Source organism: Streptomyces sp. NPDC090077 (assembly GCF_044747545.1).
Classification (GTDB): Bacteria; Actinomycetota; Actinomycetes; order Streptomycetales; family Streptomycetaceae; genus Streptomyces.
Window position 1 is genome coordinate 1 of record NZ_JBIVEG010000019.1, and the last position, 14576, is coordinate 14576.

The window sequence follows — 14576 nt, forward strand, 5'->3', positions numbered from 1 at the left end:
TCATCCGACAACGTCAACTCGGCCTTCGGCCGCCCCGTACGTGCCATACCGCAAGCCTACACATCTGAACAGAATTCCTGACTCGGAAGACTAGGACCCCGACTCGCCGGCGTGCGGGCTGAGCACGTCCGTGCCGATGAGCACGAACAGCACGATGCCGAGCAGGATCCGGTAGATCACGAAGGGCATGAAGCTCTTGGTGGAAATGAATTTCATGAACCATGCGATGACCGCGTAGCCGACGAAGAAGGCGAGCACCGTGGCGAAGATGGTCGGCCCCCAGAAGATGTGCCCCGGGTTCTCGGCCACGTCCTTGATCTCGAACGCGCCGGACGCCAGCACCGCCGGGATGGCCAGGAGGAAGGAGTAGCGCGCCGCCGCCTCGCGGGTGAAGCCGAGCAGCAGACCGCCGGAGATCGTCGCACCGGACCGGGAGACGCCCGGGACCAGCGCCATCGCCTGGCAGAGGCCGAAGATCAGGCCGTCCTTGACGCCCAGTTCCCCGAGCGTCTTGCGCTGCTTGACCACGCGGTGCCGGCCGCCCTCCTCGTCGCGCGAGGCCAGCCAGTCGGCGAAGCCGAGGACCAGGCCCATCACGATCAGCGTGGTCGCGGTCAGCCGCAGGTCACGGGCCGGGCCGGTGATCTGGTCCTTGAACAGGACGCCGAGGACACCGATCGGGATCGAGCCGACGATGACCAGCCAGCCCATCTTGGCGTCCTGCTCGGAGCGCAGCGCCTTGGTGTACAGGGAGCGGAACCAGGTGGAGATGATCCGCCCGATGTCCTTGCGGAAGTAGATCAGCACGGCGGCCTCGGTGCCGATCTGGGTGATGGCCGTGAAGGCGGCACCCGGATCGTGCCAGCCGGCGAAAGCCGCGGTCAGCCGCAGATGGGCGCTGGAGGAGATCGGGAGGAACTCCGTAAGCCCTTGGACGAGACCGAGGATTAGGGATTCGAACCAGCTCATGTCGGGGTGCGCTCGTCCTTGTGATCGTCGGGCAGTTCGGGTCCGATGCTAGGGCCCGTGGGGAGCCGCGGTGACCACTGGGGGGTGCCCCGGGGCCGCCTCGGCCGCCGGGGCGGGTGCCAGCCGGTGCCGCTTGCGCCAGGCGACCGCCGCCGCGACCACCCCGGAGACCGCGATGAAGCCGAACGAGGCCAGGAACGCGGGCGATCCGGGGGAGGAGGCACTGGCTCCGGCGATCACGTACGCGGCGGTGTTGGGCACCGTCCCGAGCGCCGTGGCGAGGAGGAAGGGGAGCCAGCCGCAGCGGGAGACGGCGGCGAGGTAGTTGGCCGCGGCGAAGGGCACCCCGGGGAAGATCCGGACCGCCAGCATCGAACGGAAGCCGTGCCGGCTCAGCTGGCCGTCGGCCGCCCGGAGCCAGCGCCCGCGCAGGTACGGACGCAACGCCTCCTGCCCCATGACCCGGCCCAGCCCGAAGGCGAGTCCCGCCCCGACCACGGTGCCGCCGACGGCCGCCACCAGCCCGAACTGCGATCCGAAGACCGCCCCGGCGGCGAGGTTGAGCAGCGGCCGGGGCACGAACGCGGCCGTGCACACGCCGTACGCGGCCGCGAACAGCAGCACCCCCGTCCCCACCGGCAGCCCCGGCGGCCAGCCCTGGGACAGCAGCCGCTGGGGCTCGAAGAGCAGGACGCAGACCCCGGCCGCGAGCAGCAGCACGACGAGCAGCGCCAGCCGGGCCATCGGCGCGAGGAGGAGGGACATCCGGGGAGACTAACCGACACATATGGCGCCCCGCCGTAATCCAGGCCTCATCCGGGCTTCTTCCGGACCTCGCCCCGGTAAATCGTTCGACGCCGCCCCGGCCCTCCGGCAGGATCTGGTGCATGTCCCGGTACGCCTTCCCCGCAGCGCCGTCCGCAGTCGCGGACGCGCCGAAGGCTGCCGTCCTCGCCTCCTCGGCCGTCGCCCTCGCAGAGGCATTCGCCGCAGCGGCACTCGCCGCCTTCGACGGCGCACGAAGCTGACCCTTCCCGGATCGTCCGGCGGACCCCGCAGGGGGAGGGTCGGCTGAATCCAGGGGTCCCGATCACGCTTCGAGCCACGGGAAGAGATCATGGCCAAGACGGCCTTCACCCGCACCAAGCCGCACCTCAACATCGGCACCATGGGCCACGTCGACCACGGCAAGACCACCCTCACCGCCGCCATCACCAAGGTCCTCGCCGAGCGCGGCGGCGCCTCCTTCGTGCCGTTCGACCGCATCGACCGGGCCCCCGAGGAGGCCCGCCGCGGCATCACCATCAACCTCACGCACGTCGAGTACGAGACCGACACCCGGCACTACGCCCACGTCGACATGCCCGGCCACGCCGACTACATCAAGAACATGGTCACGGGCGCGGCCCAGCTCGACGGGGCGATCCTCGTCGTCTCCGCCCTCGACGGGGTCATGCCCCAGACCGCCGAGCACGTCCTGCTCGCCCGCCAGGTCGGCGTCGACCACATCGTGGTGGCCCTCAACAAGGCCGACGCCGGGGACCCCGAGCTGACCGACCTGGTCGAGCTGGAGGTCCGCGAGCTGCTCTCCGCCCACGGCTACGGCGGGGACGCCGCACCGGTCGTACGGGTCTCCGGGCTCGGCGCGCTGGAGGGCGACCCGCAATGGACCGGGGCGATCGAGGCGCTGCTCGACGCGGTGGACACGTACGTGCCGATGCCGGTGCGCTACACCGACGCGCCGTTCCTGCTCCCGGTCGAGAACGTGCTGACCATCACGGGCCGCGGCACCGTCGTCACCGGCGCCGTCGAGCGCGGCACCATCCGGCTCGGCGACCGGGTCAGCGTCCTCGGGGGCGACGGCGAGCCCGTCGAGACCGTGGTCACCGGCCTGGAGACCTTCGGCAAGCCGATGGAGGCGGCGGAGGCGGGCGACAACGTCGCGCTGCTGCTGCGCGGGGTGCACCGCGACGGGGTGCGCCGCGGGCACGTGGTCGCGGCGCCCGGCAGCGTGGTGCCGAGCCGGCGCTTCACCGCCCGGGTGTACGTGCTCTCGGCGCGCGAGGGCGGGCGCACCACGCCCGTCTCGACCGGCTACCGGCCGCAGTTCTACGTCCGGACCGCCGACGTGGTCGGGGACGTGGACCTGGGCGCCGCGGGTGTGGCCCGGCCCGGGGAGACGGTCGCCATGACCGTCGAGCTCGGCCGGGACGTGCCCCTGGAGGCGGGGCTCGGCTTCGCCATCCGCGAGGGCGGCCGCACGGTCGGCGCGGGGACGGTGACCGCCGTCCTCGGCTGAGCCCCGTACCGCACCCCGAGGTGGTGGCGGCGGTCCGGCTGCGCCAGACTGCCGTCACCAACGAGGTAGGCGAGGGGGCCGGCATGGACGGCGGAACGGCACTGGTGCTCGGCGGCGGAGGCCTGACCGGCGTCGGCTGGGAGTCCGGGATCCTGTACGGGCTCTCCCGGGCCGGCGTGGACCTCACCACCGCCGACCTGGTCGTCGGCACCTCGGCGGGCTCCGTGGTCGGCGCCCAGCTCACCTCGGGCCTCACCGCACGCGAGCTGTACGAGCGCCAGCTCGGCGACCCGGCCGGCGAGCGGGCGGCGCGGATCGGTGCCGGGGTCCTCGCCCGCCACGCCCTCGCGCTGGTGCGCTCCCGGGACGCCGCCGCCTACCGACGCCGCGTCGGGGCCTTCGCGCTGGCCGCGGAGACCGGCGCGGAAGCGGCGCGGCGCGAGGTGCTGGCGGCCCGGCTCGTCGCGCACGAGTGGCCCGAGCGGCGGCTCGTCGTCACCGCCGTCGACGCGCTCAGCGGGGCCCCGGCCGACTTCGACCGGGAGAGCGGCGCCGGACTCGTCGACGCCGTCGCCGCGAGCTGCGCCGTACCGGGCGTCTGGCCGCCGGTGACGGTCGGCGGGCGCCGCTTCATCGACGGCGGGGTCCGCTCGGCGACCAACGCCGACCTCGCGGCCGGGTACGCGCGGGTGGTGATCCTCGCGCCGATCGCCCTGGGCTCCGCGCTGCTGCCCTCGCCCGCCTCCCAGGCGGCCCGGCTGCGGGCGGCCGGCGCCCGGGTGCTGCTGATCACCCCGTCCCCGGAGGCCCGCAAGGCCTTCGGGCGCAACGTCCTGGACCCGGCGCGGCGCGACCCCGCCGCCCGCGCCGGGCTGGCGCAGGCCGCGGCGCACGCGGCCGACGCGGCGGCCGTCTGGGCGGCCTGACAATGGTGGGGTGAGCGACGAACAGATCCCGGTGATCCGGGAAGTGGGCCAGGGCACCGCCAAGCTGATGCCGGACGTGGACCGGGAGCGCGCCTGGCTGCTCACCGTGGACGGGGCTCCCCAGTCCTACGTCGACCTCGACGAGCCCGAGCACCTGGAGTTCGAGTACGTACGCCGCCTCGCGCACGTCCTGGACTGCGCGGCCGAGCCCGGCGCCGCCCTGGACCTGCTGCACCTGGGCGGCGGCGCCCTCACCCTGCCCCGCTACGCCGAAGCGGTCCGTCCGGGGTCCCGGCAGGACGTGGTCGAGTTCGACGCGGCCCTCGTGGACCTGGTGGAGCGGCACCTGCCGCTGGCCGCAGGGGCCCGGGTGACGGTGCACGCGGCCGACGCGCGGGCCTGGCTGGAGGCCGCCCCGGCGGCGAGCACGGACGTACTGGTCGCCGACGTGTTCGGGGGCTCGCGGGTGCCGGCCCAGCTGACCTCGGTGGAGTACGCGCGGCAGGCGGCGCGGGTGCTGCGGCCCGGCGGGCTGTACGCCGCGAACCTGGCCGACGGGGCACCGTTCGGCTTCCTCAAGACCCAGCTGGCCAACTTCGCCGCCGCGTTCGCGGAGCTGGCGCTCGTCGCCGAGCCGGGGGTGCTGCGCGGGCGGCGCTTCGGCAACGCGGTGCTGCTGGCCTCCGACGCCCCGCTGCCGCTGGCCGCGCTGGCCCGGCGGTGCGCCGCCGACGCCTTCCCCGCCCGGGTGGAGTCGGGGGAGGGGCTCGCCCGGTTCATGCGCGGGGCGCGTCCGGTCGCGGACGCGGACGCGGTCTCCTCGCCGGCCCCGCCGGAAGGGGCCTTCAGCCTGGGGTGACCGCGGTGTGCGCGTCGGCCTCCGCCGGGGCGGGGGCCGAGCCCTTCACGGGCGCGGGCCTGCGGGTGATCCGGCGCACCTCCGGGACGAACAGGACCAGGGCGGTGGCGGCGACCACCAGCCCCGCGCAGCCCCACAGGGCCTGGGTGCGGCCGAAGGCGGCCTCGGCCGGTCCGGCCAGGGCGGTGGCGAGCGGGAGCATGGACACCGAGCCGAACCAGTCGTACGCGGAGACCCGGGAGAACTTCTCCTCGGGGATCTCCTGGTGCATCGTGGTCATCCAGTTCACGCCGAACACCTCGATCGCGGCGCCGCTGACGAACATCACGGCGCACAGCCCCCAGACGGGCAGCGGGACGGCCAGCCCCGCCGACGGCAGCGCCAGCGGGAACACGCACAGGGTGCCGACCAGCAGCAGCCGGCGCGGCTTCCACACCATCATCAGGACCGCTCCGGCGATGGTGCCCGCGCCGAAGAAGGCCAGCGCCACGCCCCACGGGGCGGGACCGCCGAGCCGCTCGCGGGCGACGAGGGGCCCGTACACGGCCTCGGCCGCCCCCACGACGGCGACGACCACGGAGAACTGGAGCACGATGCTCCACAGCCAGGGCCGGGTCCGGAACTCCACCCAGCCCTCGCGCAGGTCGGCCAGCAGGCCACCGCCGGGGGGCCGTTCGGCGGTGGGCCCGACGTCGAGGAAGGCGCGCAGGGCCCCTGCGACGGCGAAGGCCGCCGCGTCCACGGCCAGCACCCAGCCGGGGCCGATCGCGGCGATCAGCGCGCCGCCGAGGGCCGCGCCGCCGATGCCGGCGCCGTTCATGGCCATGCGGAAGAGGGCGAAGGCCCGGTTGGCGTGCTCGCCCGAGACGCTGGACAGGAGCATGCCCTCGGCGGCGGGGTTGAAGAAGGCGGTGCCGGTACCGCAGAGCGCGGTCAGCAGCATCATCTGCCAGAGCTTCGGGTCCCCGGCCAGGACGAGCGCGGCGAAGGCCGCCTGCGAGACGCAGTTGAGGGCGTTGGCCGCGACCATCACGCGGTGCCTCGGCAGCCGGTCGGCGAGCGCCCCGCCGACGAGCAGGAAGAGGACGAGGGGCAGCGTCCGGGCGGCGGCGACGAGGCCGACGTCGGCGCCGCTGCCGCCCGCTTCGAGCACGGCGAAGGAGGCGGCGATGAGCGCCCCGTGACTGCCCAGGTTGGTGACGACCGCGGCGCCCGTCAGGAGGCTGTAGTTGCGTCCCGCCCAGGCGGGCCGGCGGCGGGGGGTCCGGAGGACGGTGCGGGGGCTCACCACGGGACTATCCCCCGCCCCGGGCCGGGAATCCAACCGAATTAACGGAAAAGGGATGATCGGCCCGGGGATCGTGGGGGAGCGGCGGGATCCCGCCGGAGCGGCGGGGCCCGCGTCAGCCGCTCAGGCGGACCGAGCTGAGGATCTTCTCCCAGGTCGCCTGGTCGACCTCGCCGGGGACGCCGGCGGCGCCGTAGAGCACCCAGCTGGCGAAGTCACCCTTGGAGTTCTTGAAGCTGAAGGCGATGCTCTTGCCGTCCGAGGAGCACTTGTTCTCCTTGGGGACGCCGCTCACGGTCGCCGTCGCCACGTGCCCCTTGAGGCCGGAGAGGGTGGTGTACTCCTTCGACTCGGAGATCTTGACCATCTCCTTGGGCAGCTTCTGCGAGTACCCGGCGAACACCCAGGTCCCGGCCTCGCTGTGGGCCGCCCCGGCGGTGTCCTTGGCGCCCTGGCCGCCCTTGGTGCCGGTGCCGGCCAGCGAGGTCGTCTCCTCGCGCCCGTCCTTGTTGGAGTCCACCTTGCACCAGTCCTCCTTGAAGTAGGCCGGTGCGGAGAACGTGACGAGCGGGGAGCCGTCCTTCTTCTCCGCGTCCTCGAAGCCGGCGATGACGCCGGACCCCAGGACGTTCCACTCCGGCGGGACGTCGAAGGCGGTGCCGTGCTTCGGGTTGATGACCACCTTCCAGCCCGGGATGACCGGCTTGACGTCGCCGCCCGCGCGCGGGTTGGCGGCGCTCGGGGAGGCGGGCGCGACCGGGGCGGCGGGCGCGGGGGAGGAGGCGGCCGGCTTGGCGTCGGCCCGGTCGGCGCCCTCGTCGTCCCGGGTGAGCACGAAGGCGGCGGTGGCCGCGGCCGTCACCACGACCGCGGAGGCGGCGACGATGGCCACCGTCCGGGTGGAGAAGGGGCTGCCGCCGGACTGGCGCACCGGGGGCTGCTGCTGGGTGGGGTTGCCCCACGGCTGGACGGGCGGCGGGGTCTGGTAGCCGCCCGCCTGCGGGTATCCGTAGCCGGGCTGCTGCTCACCGAATCCCGGCTGGGGCTGCTGCTGGTACGGGTTCGGCTGTCCCGGCTGCTGCTGGTACGGGTTCTGACGCGGGTCCTGGGGGTTCTGTTCGCCCCCGGGCTGCTGCTGCTGTCCTGGCCACATGGCCGGTAACCATAGTGGGAGCCGCCGACAGGAGCCACGTCCGCCCCCGCTTCGGCTCTGGCCAACGCCGCCTACTCGTGGGTAACATCGCGTGCCATGAGCGCAGAACAGATGAACGTGGGCGAACTGCTCGCCCAGACGGTGCCGATGGCCCGCACCCTGAACCTGGAGTTCCTGGAGACCACGCCGGAGCGCGCCGTCGTCCGCCTGCCGGACCAGCCCGACTTCCACAACCACGTCGGCGGCCCGCACGCCGGAGCCATGTTCACCCTGGCCGAGTCCGCGAGCGGGGCCATCGTCCTGGCCGCCTTCGGCGACCAGCTCTCGCGGGCCGTGCCGCTGGCCGTCAAGGCCGAGATCGGCTACAAGAAGCTCGCCAAGGGCGTCGTCACCGCCACCGCCACCCTCGGCCGCCCGGCCGCCGACGTGGTGGCCGAGCTCGACGCGGGCGGCCGCCCCGAGTTCCCCGTCACCATCGCCATCCAGCGCGAGGACGAGGCCGTCACCGGCGAGATGACCGTCGTCTGGACGCTGCGCCCGAACGCGTAGGACTCCCCGCGCGGCGCGTCACGCCGCGAACGGGACGCGGGAGCGGCACAGTGGGGGCGGGAGCGGTCCGGCGCGGGCCGCTCCCGCCGTGCTGTCCGGGGCCGGTGCGCCCCGCCGCCGGAACCCGAGGTGTTCGCCGGTCGTTCGTCCCGAGAGCGCCCGCTGTGGGCGGGGGCCGTGGCGGGGAGCGGATAGGCTGCCCGTTCGGCGTGTCTCGGGGGCGCGCCGGTGACGACGAGGGAGGGCATACCGGTGCACGTCCAGGAATGGCTGGAGGAAATCCCGGCGATCAGTGTCTATCTCCTGGTGGGACTGGTCATCGGTCTGGAGAGCCTGGGCATCCCGCTGCCGGGCGAGATCATCCTCGTCAGCTCGGCCCTGCTCGCCTCGCAGCACGGGCAGATCGACCCGGTGGTCCTCGGCCTGTGCGCGATCGCGGGCGCGATCATCGGCGACTCGATCGGGTACGCCATCGGCCGCCGCGGCGGCAAGCCGCTGCTGGAGAAACTCGGCAGGCGGTTCCCCAAGCACTTCGGGCCCGACCAGGTGGCCATGGCCGAGCGGTCGTTCGACCGCTGGGGCATGTGGGCCGTCTTCTTCGGGCGCTTCGTCGCCCTCCTGCGCATCTTCGCCGGCCCGCTCGCCGGCGTGCTGCAGATGCCGTACTGGCGCTTCCTCGTCGCCAACGTCCTCGGCGGCATCCTCTGGGCGGGCGGCACCACCGCCGTCATCTACTCCGTCGGCATCGTCGCCGAGCCGTGGCTGAAGCGGTTCTCCTGGCTGGCCCTGGTCGTGGCCCTGCTGATCGGGCTCACCGTGACCCTGGTCCTGCGCAGCCGGATGAAGAAGGCGGCCGCCGAGGCCCGCGCGGCCGAGCCGTCGCCGGAGCCGGCCACCGCCCCGGCGGGCGCCTCGGACTGACCCGAGGCCCCGGCCGGGCCCCGGATCAGGCGCCGGGGGCCACCGAGGCGCGGTGCTGCTCCGCCAGCTCCGTGTACATCGCGGCGTTCACCCGGATGCCCTCGCGCTCCTCCTCGGTGAGCTCCCGCCGCACCTTGGCCGGGACGCCCGCGACCAGCGAGCCGGGCGGGACCACCATGCCCTGCGGCACCAGGGCCTGCGCGGCCACCAGCGAACCCGCGCCGATCACGGCGCCGTTCAGCACGGTCGCGCCCATCCCGATCAGGCAGTCGTCCTCCACCGTGCAGCCGTGGACGACCGCGTTGTGCCCGATGGAGACGCGCTCGCCGATGGACACCGGGAAGCCGGGGTCCACGTGGACCGTGCAGTTGTCCTGCACGTTGCTGTGCGTGCCCAGGGTGATCGGGCCGCAGTCGCCGCGCAGCACCGCCGAGTACCAGATGCTCGCGCCGGCGCCGAGCGTGACGTCCCCGACGACGACGGAGGTCGGGGCGGTGAAGGCCGTCGGGTCCACCGACGGCTTCCGGTCGCCCACGCCCGCGATGAGAGCCCCCTGGTGCGCCTGGTTCGGCTGATAGGTCATGGTCACTTCCCTCTGATTCCGGATGCCGCGCCAACTGCACCGTAGGGCACGGGGCCCCGCCGCCCCGCGATGGGGTGAAGATCACAGGAGCCGGGTCCCGACCTCCGGCGCGGTGCGCACTACCGTGGCCGGGTGCCGAAGAACCAGAACACGTTCTCATCCCTGGCGGCCCTGCGCGGCCGGATCGCCAGCCGCGCGGTGCACGCCGGCTGGCGCTGGATGCAGCGGGCCGGGGCGGTCACCGCGCAGCACCCGGGCCGGCTGCGCTTCGGTGCGATCGGAGAGGGCACCCGGCTGGCCTTCCCCCAGGGCACGGTCTTCGGCGAGCGCTGGATCCGGCTCGGCGGACACTGCATCATCGCCGAGCAGGTCACCCTGACGGCCGGGATGATGCCGGACCTCGACCTCGGCGCGGACCCGGTGCTGGTGCTGGGCAACGGGGTGGTCCTCGGCCGCGGCAGCCACGTCATCGCCGACGCCCGGATCACCATCGGCGACGACACCTTCTGCGGGCCGGGGGTGTACATCACCTCCACCAACCACAGCTACGACGACCCGCACGAGCCCGTCGGGCGCCAGTGGCCCCGCAACGCCCCGGTGGAGATCGGGCCGGGCTGCTGGCTGGGCACGGGGGCGGTGGTCCTGCCGGGCGCGAAGCTGGGCCGCAACGTGGTCGTGGCCGCGGGGGCCGTCGTACGGGGCGAGGTGCCCGACCACTCCGTGGTGGCCGGGGCCCCGGCCAGGATCGTGCGCCGCTGGCAGCCGGAGACCGGCTGGCAGCCGCCGCTGCGGACGCCCGCCCCGGTGCCGATCCCCGACGGGATGACGCCCGAGCAGCTGCGCGGGCTGGCCCTGCTGGCGGAGGCCGAGCCGTCCTGAGCCCGGCGCCGTGCCGGCGGGCTCAGCCGGCGGCGAGCAGGACGGTGCCCGCCAGGGCCAGGCCCGCGCCGGCCGCCTGGATGCTGCGCAGCCGCTCCTTGAGTACGGCGAAGGCGGCGAACGCGGTCACCACCGGGTAGAGCGAGGAGAGCACGGCGGCCACGGTGACGGGCCCGTTCTGGGCGGCGAGGGAGTAGGTGCCGTTGGCCGCGACGTCGGCGAGGCCCACGAAGGCCAGGGCGGGCAGCATGCCCCACAGCACGCGCGGGCCGGTGCCCTCCGGCAGCGCGGGGATCCCGCGCCGGGTCTGCACGAGCAGGGCGACGCCGCCGACGGTGACGTTCGTGACCCGCTGGACGAACAGGGCGAGGAAGAGCCCGGTCATGGTGGTGGACGCCTCGGAGATCAGGGCCATGACCGCGCCGAAGCCGAAGGCCGCGACGAGGGTCAGCACCACGGCCCGCCGCTGCACGGGGGCGCCGCGCAGCTCGGGGCCGCCGGCCAGGACGATGCCGGCGACGGCCACCGCGATGCCCGCGAACTGGCCGAGCCCCGGCCGCTCGCCCAGGGCCAGGCCCACGCCGACCGGCACGACCACACCGAGGGAGCCGAGGGGGGAGACCACGCCCATCGGTCCCAGGGCCAGGGCCTTGTAGAAGGCGAGCATCGCGGCCGGTCCGACCAGGCCCGCGGCCACCGCGAACCACAGCTGCGGTCCCGCCTCGCTCCACGCCCCGGTGCCGACGACGACCGCGCCGAGCACCACGACGGCGGTGAGCTGTGAGACCACCAGCACCGTGAGCGCCGGTATCCGCCGGGTCAGCAGCCCCCCGCCGAAGTCGGCGAGGCCCCACAGGACGGCTGTGGCCAGGGCGAAGAGGGCGGTCATGGCAGGGGGCCTCGCAGTACAGTGCGGTGAACGGTGGAGTGCAGCATCGAATACACCGCAGGTTAGTTCAGTCTGTTGGACTGTGTCATCCAGAATATTGGACGGAATGGTGTCGGACCTCGAACAGCTCACCCAGGCGCTGGCCCGCAACCTCAAGCGGTGGCGCGGCGAACGCGGCTTCACGCTGGACGCGCTGGCCACCCGCGCGGGGGTCAGCCGCGGCATGATCATCCAGATCGAGCAGGCCCGTACGAACCCCAGCGTCGGCACCACGGTCAAACTGGCCGACGCCCTCGGGGTCAGCATCACCACCCTCCTGGACCACGAACGCGGCCCGCAGGCCCGCGTGGTGCTGCCCGGGGAGGGCGTGCGGATGTGGTCGAGCGCGGAGGGCAGCGAGGCCCGCATGCTGCTCGGCGACGACCGGCGGGGGCCGGTGGAGATGTGGACCTACCGCCTGGAGGCCGGAGACGGCACGGCCTCCGACCCCCACCCGGCCGGAACCTTCGAGATGCTCCACGTGACGGCCGGGGAACTCACCCTCGACCTCGCCGACGACCGGTACGTGGTCCCGGCCGGCGGCGCCGTCTCCTTCGAGGCGAACCTCCCGCACGCCTACCGCAACGAGGGGACCGCCCCCATGGTCATGACCATGGCCGTGTCGATCCCCCCGGTCCAGGGCGCCGGCGGCCGCCCGGCCTGAGCGGCTACAGGGCGGGGATCTCGATGGCGGGGCAGCGGTCCATCACCATCTCCAGCCCCGCCCCGCGGGTCCGTGCCAAGGCGGCCTCGTCGACCACGTCGAGCTGGAACCAGACGGCCCCGGCGCCGACGGCCACCGCTTCGTCGGCGACCCGGCCGGCCAGCGCGCTGTTCACGAAGACGTCCACCACGTCGACCTTGAACGGGATCGCCTCCAGCGACGGGTACCCCTGCTCGCCGTGCACCGTCTCCGCCTTCGGGTGCACCGGCACCACGCGCTTGCCGTACCGCTGGAGCACCTGCGCCACCCCGTAGGCGGCCCGGTCCCGGTTGTTGGACAGGCCCACCACGGCCCAGGTGTCACCGAGCTCGGTGAGGATCTTGCGGATGGTCGCCTGGTCGCCGTACACGTGCGCCGCCTCCTGCCGGGGTCCTCCGGCAGGAGCCTCCCGCCGGACCGTTCGGCAGGATCAACGGCGCGGACACCCGTCCGATTCCCCGTAGGGTGGAGCGGTGAAGGCAGACCAGTACGTGACCGTGGCCCGCGAGGGGATGCACGAGGCGGAGATCAACCGCTCGCGGTTCCTGTGCTCGCTCGCGCCCGCCGCGACCGAGCAGGAGGCGCAGGAGTTCATCGCCCGCATCCGCAAGGAGCATCCCACCGCCACGCACAACTGCTACGCCTACGTGATCGGCGCCGACGCCTCCGTCCAGAAGGCCAGTGACGACGGCGAACCCGGCGGGACCGCCGGAGTGCCCATGCTGCAGATGCTCACCCGGCGCGACGTCCGGTACGCGGTCGCCGTCGTCACCCGGTACTACGGCGGCGTGAAGCTCGGCGCCGGCGGGCTCATCCGGGCCTACGGGGGAGTCGTCGGCGAGGCGCTCGACGCGCTCGGGACCGTCACCCGACACCGGTACCGGCTGGCCACCGTCACCGTCGACCACCAGCGGGCCGGCAAGACCCAGAACGACCTGCGCTCCACCGGCCGTACCGTGCTGGACGTGCGCTACGGGGAAGCCGTCTCCATCGAGATCGGCCTCCCCGAGGCGGACGTCGACGCCTTCCGGGCCTGGCTCGCCGACGTCACGGCCGGCACGGCCGCCTTCGAACTCGGCGGCGAGGCCTACGGCGACGGCTAGGCAGCGTCTTCCGGACCGGGCCCGGCGCTAGCCGGGAGGCGCGGCCTAAGCCCCACGCCCGCCGAGCAGCCGGTCCGCGTTGCGCAGCGCGTGGCGGGCCACCGCCTCGCCGAGCCGCACGCCCGCCTCGTCGGCGGTACGGGTGTGGATCCCGGACCAGACCCGGGCGTCCACGTTGTCCCGGGTGAGCCCGCTCCACGCGGAGTACGTCCGGCGCACCCCCGGCGCGGTCGGGCTGGTGATCTCGAAGGGCCCCGTCACCGGCCCCGCGAGCGCGTCCAGCACCGTCTGCGCCGCACCGGCGTACGTGGCGTGGCCGCTGGGGTAGTCCGGGTGGGCCGGGGTCTGGTGCAGGGGCCGCCAGGCCGGGTCGGGGTCGATCGCCCCGGTCCGGATCGCCGTCACCGGCCGCCAGCGGACGTACGTGTACTTGCCGTCGGAGGTCGCGATCTGCGTGTCGACCGACGCCGCGTGGAAGAGCGCGACCAGCGACGCCCGGTCGGCGGACGAGCCGTGCGAGCGGGCCACGGCCACCCGCAGCGGCTCGGTGAACAGGGTCAGCGAGCCCCCGTACCAGAAGGCGGCCGTCTCCGTCTGGCGCGGCGTGCGCACCGCGCTGTCGGCCGCGCCGTACGCCCGCACCTCCGCGAGGTCGGCCCGGTAGCGGCGGGAGTCCAGCGGGGGCGGCGGCCCCGGCCGGAACCGGTCCGCGCGCTCCAGCAGGAAGGGCCGGCCCAGCCGGTTGCCGTACTGGATCGCCGGCGCGTAGCCGTCCGGGGTGGGCTGCCACACACCGGGCGCGGCCCCCGGCACGGCGAAGGGGGCGTTGGACGAGGCCGGGTCGAGGCCGTCACCGGCGCGGTCGGCGAGCAGCGCCGCGGCCTGCCGGGACCCGGCGGCCACGCCCCGGTCCTCGGCGGGCCCGTCCGGGATCCCGGCGAGCGTGGCGGTGAGGGCCGCGTCGAGGTCGGCCCGGCGGGACGGGGCCAGCGCGACCAGCGCGTCGTGCACGGCGGAGGCGACGGCCGCGTCCTGGAAGCGGCTCCGGCCGGGCCCGCCGGGAGCCTCGCGCGCGGCGCGGGCGGCGGCGATCCAGCCGATCGCCCAGGTGCGGCTGTTGGTGATCTGGGTCGGGGCCGCCGCCGCGGCGACGGTCCGCGCGGTGGCGTCGTACCAGTCGAGCACCACCGACCCGGCGGCGGGCGGAGCGGCGGACGGCGAAGCGGCCGAGGGCACGGCGGCGGTGAGCGCGAGCAGCGCGGCGGAGCCGGCGGCGATCAGCGCGGGACGGAGGCGCGGAGGTCCGGGAAGCGGCATGCCGCGAAGCCAACCAGCGGGCCGCCGGACGCTACAAGTGCCCCGAGCGGCCGGGGGAGTTCGGTCACGGAGGTTTCGCGCCGCCGCCACGCTCCCGCA

17 protein-coding genes are annotated in these 14576 nt (G+C 74.4%); 9 read left to right on the forward strand and 8 right to left on the reverse strand.

Annotation, left to right across the window (positions count from 1 at the left end; all coding sequences use genetic code 11):
• Positions 1 to 90: 90 nt before the first annotated feature.
• Both ACIPW5_RS26845 and ACIPW5_RS26850 read right to left on the reverse strand, forming a co-directional pair.
• On the reverse strand, positions 91 to 969 hold the full coding sequence (locus ACIPW5_RS26845) for an undecaprenyl-diphosphate phosphatase (RefSeq protein WP_401249843.1): 879 nt from the start codon (positions 967 to 969) through the stop codon (positions 91 to 93).
• 48 nt (positions 970 to 1017) lie between these two features.
• Positions 1018 to 1734, reverse strand: coding sequence for a TVP38/TMEM64 family protein (locus tag ACIPW5_RS26850; protein ID WP_401249846.1), 717 nt, complete (start codon positions 1732 to 1734; stop codon positions 1018 to 1020).
• A 122-nt stretch (positions 1735 to 1856) separates the two neighbouring features.
• Here ACIPW5_RS26850 and ACIPW5_RS26855 point away from each other — a divergent pair, with 122 nt between their 5' ends.
• The 4 genes from ACIPW5_RS26855 (at position 1857) to ACIPW5_RS26870 (ending at position 5053) form a co-directional block, all read left to right on the forward strand.
• On the forward strand, positions 1857 to 1997 hold the full coding sequence (locus ACIPW5_RS26855; protein WP_401249848.1) for a hypothetical protein: 141 nt from the start codon (positions 1857 to 1859) through the stop codon (positions 1995 to 1997).
• Between the two features lie 89 nt (positions 1998 to 2086).
• Entirely contained in the window at positions 2087 to 3268 is a 1182-nt protein-coding gene (tuf, locus tag ACIPW5_RS26860; protein WP_401249851.1) for an elongation factor Tu, read from the forward strand.
• 83 nt (positions 3269 to 3351) lie between these two features.
• Entirely contained in the window at positions 3352 to 4194 is an 843-nt protein-coding gene (locus tag ACIPW5_RS26865) for a patatin-like phospholipase family protein (protein ID WP_401249853.1), read from the forward strand.
• Between the two features lie 67 nt (positions 4195 to 4261).
• Positions 4262 to 5053: a spermidine synthase gene (locus ACIPW5_RS26870; RefSeq protein WP_401250149.1), complete on the forward strand. Its 792-nt coding sequence runs from the start codon at positions 4262 to 4264 to the stop codon at positions 5051 to 5053.
• On the opposite strand, the gene ACIPW5_RS26875 is transcribed toward ACIPW5_RS26870, so the two are convergent.
• Positions 5040 to 6341, reverse strand: a complete 1302-nt coding sequence (locus tag ACIPW5_RS26875; protein ID WP_401249856.1) for an MFS transporter — start codon at positions 6339 to 6341, stop codon at positions 5040 to 5042. The two genes, ACIPW5_RS26870 and ACIPW5_RS26875, sit on opposite strands and share 14 nt — an antisense overlap.
• A 115-nt stretch (positions 6342 to 6456) precedes the next feature.
• Positions 6457 to 7494: a hypothetical protein gene (locus ACIPW5_RS26880; RefSeq protein WP_401249859.1), complete on the reverse strand. Its 1038-nt coding sequence runs from the start codon at positions 7492 to 7494 to the stop codon at positions 6457 to 6459.
• A gap of 111 nt (positions 7495 to 7605) precedes the next feature.
• Here ACIPW5_RS26880 and ACIPW5_RS26885 point away from each other — a divergent pair, with 111 nt between their 5' ends.
• Entirely contained in the window at positions 7606 to 8043 is a 438-nt protein-coding gene (locus ACIPW5_RS26885; protein WP_042800586.1) for a DUF4442 domain-containing protein, read from the forward strand.
• A gap of 252 nt (positions 8044 to 8295) precedes the next feature.
• Positions 8296 to 8964, forward strand: coding sequence for a DedA family protein (locus tag ACIPW5_RS26890; RefSeq protein WP_401250152.1), 669 nt, complete (start codon positions 8296 to 8298; stop codon positions 8962 to 8964).
• Between the two features lie 25 nt (positions 8965 to 8989).
• Here ACIPW5_RS26890 and ACIPW5_RS26895 read toward each other — a convergent pair whose 3' ends face one another.
• Entirely contained in the window at positions 8990 to 9547 is a 558-nt protein-coding gene (locus ACIPW5_RS26895; protein WP_401249862.1) for a gamma carbonic anhydrase family protein, read from the reverse strand.
• 132 nt (positions 9548 to 9679) lie between these two features.
• On the opposite strand from ACIPW5_RS26895, the gene ACIPW5_RS26900 reads away from it, so the two are divergent.
• Positions 9680 to 10426 (forward strand): acyltransferase, encoded by a 747-nt coding sequence (locus ACIPW5_RS26900; protein WP_401249864.1) that lies wholly within the window; start codon positions 9680 to 9682, stop codon positions 10424 to 10426.
• Positions 10427 to 10448: 22 nt separating this feature from the next.
• Here the strand turns inward: ACIPW5_RS26900 and ACIPW5_RS26905 are convergent, their stop codons facing one another.
• Complete coding sequence (locus ACIPW5_RS26905; RefSeq protein ID WP_401249867.1) at positions 10449 to 11315, reverse strand: EamA family transporter; 867 nt, start codon at positions 11313 to 11315, stop codon at positions 10449 to 10451.
• A gap of 109 nt (positions 11316 to 11424) precedes the next feature.
• Here ACIPW5_RS26905 and ACIPW5_RS26910 point away from each other — a divergent pair, with 109 nt between their 5' ends.
• Positions 11425 to 12018, forward strand: a complete 594-nt coding sequence (locus ACIPW5_RS26910; RefSeq protein WP_401250155.1) for a helix-turn-helix domain-containing protein — start codon at positions 11425 to 11427, stop codon at positions 12016 to 12018.
• Between the two features lie 4 nt (positions 12019 to 12022).
• Here ACIPW5_RS26910 and ACIPW5_RS26915 read toward each other — a convergent pair whose 3' ends face one another.
• Entirely contained in the window at positions 12023 to 12427 is a 405-nt protein-coding gene (locus tag ACIPW5_RS26915; protein ID WP_401249869.1) for a CoA-binding protein, read from the reverse strand.
• 103 nt (positions 12428 to 12530) lie between these two features.
• On the opposite strand from ACIPW5_RS26915, the gene ACIPW5_RS26920 reads away from it, so the two are divergent.
• The gene (locus ACIPW5_RS26920; RefSeq protein ID WP_401249871.1) at positions 12531 to 13160 is read left to right on the forward strand and encodes a YigZ family protein; all 630 of its coding nucleotides are present in this window, start codon (positions 12531 to 12533) and stop codon (positions 13158 to 13160) included.
• 45 nt (positions 13161 to 13205) lie between these two features.
• On the opposite strand, the gene ACIPW5_RS26925 is transcribed toward ACIPW5_RS26920, so the two are convergent.
• Positions 13206 to 14477, reverse strand: a complete 1272-nt coding sequence (locus ACIPW5_RS26925; RefSeq protein WP_401249874.1) for a vanadium-dependent haloperoxidase — start codon at positions 14475 to 14477, stop codon at positions 13206 to 13208.
• Positions 14478 to 14576 lie beyond the last annotated feature (99 nt).